At 72.8% G+C, this 7,133-nt stretch carries 7 protein-coding genes; 1 reads left to right on the forward strand and 6 read right to left on the reverse strand.

Annotation, left to right across the window (positions count from 1 at the left end):
* Positions 1–60: 60 nt before the first annotated feature.
* The 4 genes from fxsA to AB8A24_RS35730 all read right to left on the reverse strand — a co-directional run bounded on the left by fxsA (position 61) and on the right by AB8A24_RS35730 (position 3,948).
* Positions 61–633: an FxsA family membrane protein gene (fxsA, locus tag AB8A24_RS35715; protein ID WP_328964135.1), complete on the reverse strand. Its 573-nt coding sequence runs from the start codon at positions 631–633 to the stop codon at positions 61–63.
* Between the two features lie 84 nt (positions 634–717).
* On the reverse strand, positions 718–1,539 hold the full coding sequence (locus tag AB8A24_RS35720) for a polyprenol monophosphomannose synthase (RefSeq protein ID WP_369478580.1): 822 nt from the start codon (positions 1,537–1,539) through the stop codon (positions 718–720).
* 277 nt (positions 1,540–1,816) lie between these two features.
* Positions 1,817–3,445 (reverse strand): amidohydrolase, encoded by a 1,629-nt coding sequence (locus AB8A24_RS35725; protein ID WP_369478581.1) that lies wholly within the window; start codon positions 3,443–3,445, stop codon positions 1,817–1,819.
* 62 nt (positions 3,446–3,507) lie between these two features.
* Entirely contained in the window at positions 3,508–3,948 is a 441-nt protein-coding gene (locus AB8A24_RS35730) for an Lrp/AsnC family transcriptional regulator (RefSeq protein ID WP_030011705.1), read from the reverse strand.
* Positions 3,949–4,165: 217 nt separating this feature from the next.
* On the opposite strand from AB8A24_RS35730, the gene AB8A24_RS35735 reads away from it, so the two are divergent.
* Entirely contained in the window at positions 4,166–4,645 is a 480-nt protein-coding gene (locus AB8A24_RS35735) for a hypothetical protein (protein WP_328964132.1), read from the forward strand.
* Positions 4,646–4,661: 16 nt separating this feature from the next.
* Here AB8A24_RS35735 and AB8A24_RS35740 read toward each other — a convergent pair whose 3' ends face one another.
* Complete coding sequence (locus AB8A24_RS35740; RefSeq protein WP_328964131.1) at positions 4,662–5,753, reverse strand: phosphotransferase family protein; 1,092 nt, start codon at positions 5,751–5,753, stop codon at positions 4,662–4,664.
* A 76-nt stretch (positions 5,754–5,829) separates the two neighbouring features.
* Positions 5,830–6,963 (reverse strand): hypothetical protein, encoded by a 1,134-nt coding sequence (locus tag AB8A24_RS35745; RefSeq protein WP_328964130.1) that lies wholly within the window; start codon positions 6,961–6,963, stop codon positions 5,830–5,832.
* Positions 6,964–7,133: the final 170 nt, after the last annotated feature.

The raw sequence follows: 7,133 nt of genomic DNA on the forward strand, positions 1-7,133 counted from the left end.
AGTGTGTGGCGGGGCCCCTCGGCTTTTCCGTGCCCTCCGGGCCTCGGGAGCAAGACACCCCTACGGGGTCAGCGGCGGCCGGTAGGCGGCATCCGGGCCGTCCTGCTGCCCCGGGCGGTCCTCGCGGATGACCTCGCCCTGGACGACCTTGCCGTCGGGGTAGTGGATCCGGGCCTGCTGGAAGGCGTCGCCGAAGCTACCGGCGGGGGCCGAGGCCATCTTCCGCTCCAGCGAGCGGGTCGCCCGGCGGCCGATCCAGGCCCGGACGGGCGGCAGCAGCAGGACCAGGCCGGCCGCGTCGGAGATCAGCCCGGGGAGCATCAGCAGCAGGCCCGCCAGCATCGTGAGGCCGTTGCCCTGGCCGGGCTGCTGCGGCGTCGGCTGCTGCCCCTGCTGCGCCTGCTGGAAGGTGCTCGCCAGGTTCTTGAAGGCACGCCGACCGGCCCGCTTGATCACCACCGCGCCCAGGATCATGCCACCCGCGAGCAGCGCGGCCACGGCAAGCCCGCCGGCCACGTCCGCGACCACGGTGAGCAGCCAGATCTCCAGGATCAGCCAGGCGGCGATCGCCAGGGGGAGGAACGTACGGGCGGGCGAGCGCCGCCGGGGGGCCGTGGAAATGCCGGTCGTCATACCACCCAGTGTGCCTGGGCCCGCATAAAAGCGACCTCAGCCGGAGGTACCGGACATCCCCTAGGGGGTGTCCGGCCGGTCGGGTCAGGCCCCGGCGTCCTTGCCACTGTCCTTGCCGCCGTCCTTGCCGAACAGCTTGGAGGCCTGGGCCTTGAGGCCCCACTGGGTGACCCGCCACAGCGCCTCGACCAGGATGTCCTTGGTCATCTTGCTGTCGCCGAACTCACGCTCGACGAACGTGATCGGGACCTCCACCACGCGGAAACCCTTCTGCACGGCCCTGCGCGCCAGGTCGACCTGGAAGCAGTAGCCCGCCGAGGCCACCTCGTCCAGGCCCAGCCCCTCCAGGGTCTCGCGGCGGAAGGCCCGGTAGCCGCCGGTCACGTCCCGCATCGGGAGGTTCAGCATCAGCCGGGAGTACGTCGAACCGCCGCGCGAGATGAACTCACGGCTCTTGGGCCAGTTCACCACCCGTCCGCCCGGCACCCAGCGGGAGCCCAGGACCAGGTCCGCGCCGGCCAGCGCGGTCAGCAGGCGGGGCAGCTCCTCGGGCTGGTGGGAGCCGTCGGCGTCCATCTCGACGATCACCCCGTAGCCCTGCTCCAGGGCCCAGACGAAGCCCGCCAGGTAGGCGGCGCCCAGCCCCTCCTTGCCCTTGCGGTGCAGCACGTGGACGTGGTCGTCACCGGCCGCCAGCTCGTCGGCGAGCTTGCCGGTGCCGTCCGGGCTGTTGTCGTCCGCGACGAGGATGTGGGCCTCGGGCACGGCCGCGCGCACACGCCCGACGATCAGCCCGATGTTCTCCGCCTCGTTGTAGGTCGGAATGATCACCAAGGCCGTACCGAGCGGTCCGTAGGTCCGCTTTCCGCCGTCGCTCACTGAGTCCCCTTTTGTGCTCTTGCACATCCTGTACGTCTGGTCGCAGAGGATGACTTTAGAACAGTGGCCGGGGCCCGCGGTCCTTCGGGCCGGTCGGACGCCCGCTGGCTGCGGGCCGCCGTGACCGTTGTCTACTGGACCGCGGACCCCGACAGGGGGCCACCCGCCGCCCGGCGAAACCTTCCCTCGCCCCCGAGGCGCGGGCGCGCTGCGCAGACGGAGTCGTCCGGCACGGACTTCCTGTGGTGGACCCGGCCGAACCTATCCGGGTCCGACCGCCCGTACCGAACCGAGGCCCGCCGGATCACCCCTGTGGGCGTACGAATACCTCCCGCCCGCCGACGACGGTGGCGAGGCACACCGGCAGGTCGGATCCGGGGGTCAGGTCGGGCAGTCCGGGGGTGCCCGAACGGGGATCGGTGGACCAGCGGGCCACCCGGTCGTCGGGGGCCTGGACCACCAGGTCACCCGTCTGCCAGACCGCGTAGTCGGCCGGCGCGCCGGGGACGAGAACACCCGCGTCGTCGCGGCCCAGCGCCCGCCAGCCGCCCCGCGTGTGGGCCGTGAAGGCGGCCCGTACGGAGATCCGGTGCTCGGGGGTCCGGTGGAAGGCCGCCGCCCGGACGGTGCCCCACGGGTCGAGCGGGGTGACCGGCGCGTCCGAGCCGAAGGCCAGCGGGACACCGGCCTTGAGCATGGCCGCGTAGGGGTTGAGGGTGCGGGCGCGCGCGGCGCCGAGCCGGTCGACGTACATACCGTCCTCGCCGCCCCAGGCCGCGTCGAACGCGGGCTGCACCGAGGCGGTCAGCCCCAGCTCCGCGAACGCGGCGATGGTGGCGGGCGTCATCATCTCCGCGTGCTCCACCCGGTGCCGGGCGGCGCGGACGCGGGCCAGGCCGACCTTCTCGGCGGCCGCCCGGACGCCCTCGACGACGGCGGTGATCGCGGCGTCCCCGATGGCGTGGAACCCGGCCTGGAGACCCTCCTCGGTGCAGGCGGCCACGTGTTCGGTGACGGCGTGCACGTCGAGGTACTCGGTGCCGGTGTGCGCGGCGTCCGCGTACGGGGCGTGCAGGCAGGCGGTGTGCGAGCCGAGGGCTCCGTCGACGAACAGGTCTCCGGCGGCTCCCACGGCCCCGAGCTCCTTGGCCAGCGCGAGGTCCCGGTCGGCCCAGTACCCGAAGACGCGGGGCCCGGGCCGCTCGGCGGCCAGGGCGAGCAGGCCGGTGAAGTCCTCGGCGGAGGAGATCTCGGGACCGCCGCACTCGTGGACGGAGCCGATCCCGAGTGAGGCGGCCCGGTCGAGGGCGGCCCGCTGGGCCTCGGCACGCTGCGCGGGGGTGACGGCGGCCAGCGCGGCCCGCCGTACGGCGTGGTGGTCGTCGGCGGCCAGCGGCCGGTCGCCGTCGGGCCGTACCCTCGGGACGAGGGCGAGCAGGGCGGTGGTGACCACGGCCGAGTGCACGTCGACACGGCTGAGGTAGAGCGGGCGGCCCCCGGCGGCCTCGTCGAGCTCGGCGCGGTACGGGGCCCTGCGCTCGGGCCAGCGGGCGGCGTCCCAGCCGTGCCCGAGGAGCACCCGGTCGGCCGGACGGCTCGCGGCGTACGCGCGGACGAGGTCCAGCGCGGCGGACAGGGTGCGCGCCCCGGAGAGGTCCAGCCCGGTGAGGGCCAGACCCGCGGAGGTGGTGTGGACGTGGGCGTCGGTGAAGGCCGGCGTGACGAGCGCGCCGCCGAGGTCGACGACCTCGTCCACGCCCTGCGCGAAGGCGTCTGCGGCGCCCTCGGAACCGACCCAGGCGATGCGGCCGCGCTCGACGACCATCGCGGTGGCGAAGGGGTCGGCGGGGCTGTGCACCTCGCCCCCGCGGAGGAGAACGGTCCTGGTCGGTGCTCCGGCGGCGTCGGCGGAGTGGGCGGTGCGGTCAGTCATGCCGACCAGTGTCCCGCGTCGCCCACCCCGGCCCCACCACCGGGTCCCCGCTCGGGCTCGGTTCAGACGCGGGGCGGGCGCGCCTCGTAGGGGGTGGACAGGACGACCGTCGTGCGCGTCGAGACGTGGGCGAGGGCGCGCAGGCGGCCCAGGAGGTCTTCCAGCTCCAGGGGGGTGGCGACGCGCACCTTCAGGATGTAGTTCTCGTCGCCCGCGACGCTGTGGCAGGCCTCGATCTCGGGAACGCCGGCCAGCCGGTCGGCGATGTCGTCGGGAGCGCTCGGGTCGAAGGGCTTGACCGAGATGAACGCGGTCAGCGGCAGGCCGACGGCCTCCGGATCGACCACGGCCGCATAGCCGCGGATGACCCCGCGCTGCTCCAGACGTCGTACTCGCTGATGGACTGCCGACGTGGACAGTCCCGTGGCCTTGCCCAGATCCGTGTAGCTCATCCGCCCGTCCCGCACGAGCAGATCAACGATCTGGCGGTCCAGCTCCTCCATTGCGCTCATAGCCGCTCAACTTAAGGCCCAAGGGCGCTCCAGGCCCAGCGCTGTCCGCCCACTGGAGGCATCTGCGCCAGGCATGTGACCAAGGCCACAGGGGTATGCAGGTGGAGGCCTGTCTGTTGTGGTTACTCGTGACGCTCGACGGGAATTGGTTGCTGTGGCCGAGGCCGAAGAACCTGCCCGCCCGGCCCACCCAAGGGGGAGTACATCCATGCTGAACACCAAGCGCGCCGGTCGCACCGAACCGGAGCCCCTGGAACCGCTCGATCCAGGGAACGGAACGTATCCGGACGACGGCGGGGACGGCGATTACCTCGACGAGATCGAGGGATTCGAGATCCACCACGCGATCTGCCCCGACTGCGGCCAGTCGATCGCCCTCGTCGCGGACGAGGAGTACCTGCCCCAGCACGCCCTCTGCCTGACCCCGTGGAACCCCTTCGGCCTCACCGTGTGCGCGGGCACCGGCCGGCCCGCGAGCGACGCCCTGCCCACCGTCGGCACGATCCAGCCGGTGGAGGCGCAGGAGCTCGAAGCCGTAGTCCTCTCGACCCTGCCCCAGGGCCTGGACTGGCGGACGCAGCCCTTCTCGCACGTCGGCGGCCCGGGCTCGCGCCCGGTCCGCGTGGTGAGCCCCGTGCTGCCGCGGCCGCAGGCGCAGACGCGGCAGCAGCACGCGCAGGCGGCCTGACGGCCGCTCCGCACCCCTACCAGTACGTTCCCTGCACCATGGCGGCCAGGGCGGCATGGTGCAGGATCAGGCTGTCCGGGTCCGCCGGGACCTCGACCTCGCCGAAGTGGGCCTGCCGGTAGGCGATGCGCAGCATCACGATCCCGTGCCGCAGGGCCGCGTAGAGGGTGTGGAACTCCATGTCCCGCGGGGTGTGGCCGGTGAGTTCGGCGTAGCGGCGCTCCAGGTCCTCGCGGCGCAGGAAGTCCGGCAGGCCGGGCTGGCCGAAGCCGACCGTGAGGTCCTGGAAGAACCGGTGCAGGTAGACGGTCCAGCCGAGGTCCACCTCGCGCGGGGCGTACGCCGCCATCTCCCAGTCCAGGACGGCCACCGGCGTGAACCCGTCGTAGATGACGTTGCCGATCCGGGCGTCGCCCCAGTTGAGGACGGCGGGACCCTCGTCCTGCGGCCACAGCTCCTCCAGCCGGGCGAACGCCCGCTCGATGAGCGGGGACGGGGCGAGCCCGCCCACCACCCAGGAGTAGTAGGCGCGTTGGGCGTCCACGTGCCGACGCAGCGGTGTGCCATCGCCGTCGGGAAGGAGGAACTCGGCCTCCTTGGACGGGAATTGGTCGTGCAGCCGAGCCAGCAGCGAGATGCTCCCCTCCTGGAGAGCGGCACGCTCGGCGTCGGTGGCGGCGTGCAGCCAGTTGCCCTCGTAGGTGTAGGGCATGACATCGGGCGGGACCCGCCCCTCCGCGCGGGCCATCACGAAGAAGGGCGCCCCCAGCGGCCCCGGATCCGCCTCCAGCCACTGCACGCGTGGGACGGGCACGTCCGTGTGCTGGGCGACCAGGCTCATCACGCGGTGCTGGCGCGGCATGTCGTACGTGGGGAAGACGGTGTAGGCGGCCGGATCGGCGGCGAGCCGCAGCGCGCAGGCCCGCAGCGGGGTGTCGGGGTGCTCTATGTCGAAGAGCAGGGTCTCGCTGGACATCCCGTTGGATCCGGGGACGGAGACGTTCGTGACCCGCGCGCCGGGGAGCCGGACGTCCAGCCAGTCGGCGAGGCGGCGGCCGAGCTCCTCGGGCTCCCGGGTGGAGGTGCGCGGACGTGGTGCGGTGGCCATGATTGAGCCCCTTTCCTACGGGTCCTGGTCCTACGGGGTCCTGGTCCTACGGGTCCTGGTCCTACGGGTCCTGGTCCTACGGGGCGACGGAGGAGTAGTCGGCGAAACCGCTCGGGTCGTGGCGCCCGAAGCTGCCGTGCTCGAAGATGCCGTGGCCGATCTGCCCGTCGAGGGTGAAGCGGGCCGAGTGGTCGGTCACCCCGAAGGCGGCCATCGGATGGGCCGCGGGGTCGGAGAGGTCGTAGACACGGCGGTCGCTCCAGCCACGGCCCTGCCAGGTGCCGTGCTGCCAGTCACCGGCGGGGGGATAGCCGGCGCCGACGGCGAGGGGGGAGGAGTTGAGGATCTCCACGCCCAGTTCGAGGGGCTTGCGGGAGGGGTCGGTCAGGTGGACCACGGCCCGCTCGGGGTGCCGGCTGCCGGGTCGGTAGCGGATCTCGGTGTGCGGCCGGCCGAGTTGGACGTCGTGGCGGCCGCTGCCTTCGGGGAAGACCTGCACGGCCTCGTTCAGGGTGCGGTGGCCGTCGGCGTCCTCCTGGGCGATGACCATGACGAAGCGGTCCTCGAACCGGACCGGGATCCACAGCCAATGGAAGCCCTCGGGGCGGTACTCCTCGGCCGCGCGCCCCCCTTCCTCGCCGGGGATCGGCCGCACGCCCCAGCTCCGGTCGCGGGTCCCGGTCCACTCCCCCGGCGTGAGGGTGAACTCCTCCCCCTTGGCCCGGATGGTGCCGGTGACCTGGCCGGCCTGCACGAAGCGGCGGCCTTCCAGCATGAGGCGGTCGCCGCGCCGCTGGACGTGGTGCGGCTCCCAGACGGCCGGGAACTCCGCGGTCCAGGTGATGTCGTACGAGAGGCCGTGCGGGTCGGCCGGATCGGCGGCGCAGCGCAGTGTGAGCTGCTTGAGCGGCACGTCGACGGTGATGGACAGAGGTCCTACCGAGAGGTTCATCCGGTCGTCGGTGAGGGCGTCGGAGGCCCGGACGGCGAGCAGCTCGTCGCCGACGCGGAGGGTGGCGTAGGCGTCGATGACCCCGGCGTTGGGGTAGACGCCGAGGCCGAGTATCAGGACGGCACGGCCGGCGTGGTCGAAGACGTGGAAGATGCACCGGTCGTAGGCGTTGCGGTCACCGCTCACGACGTGCTTCATCGACAAGGGCGCCTGGTGGATGGGGTATTCGTCGAGCGCGACGGGCCGGTCGGCGGACATGGCGAACCTCCTGGACGGACGGCTTCGGGGATTTCGGGGCGGCTGCGGGCGGCTGCGGAACGGCTCCGAGGTGCGGCTCGGCTGGATATGACGGTACGTCAGAAACCAGCCCCGAGGCCACCCTTCTGGCACGCTCTGACAGAGCGGCGCGATGTGCCGGGGGTGCGGGG

It is taken from the genome of Streptomyces sp. BF23-19, from assembly GCF_041106355.1.
In the GTDB taxonomy this organism is placed as follows: Bacteria; Actinomycetota; Actinomycetes; order Streptomycetales; family Streptomycetaceae; genus Streptomyces; species Streptomyces virginiae_A.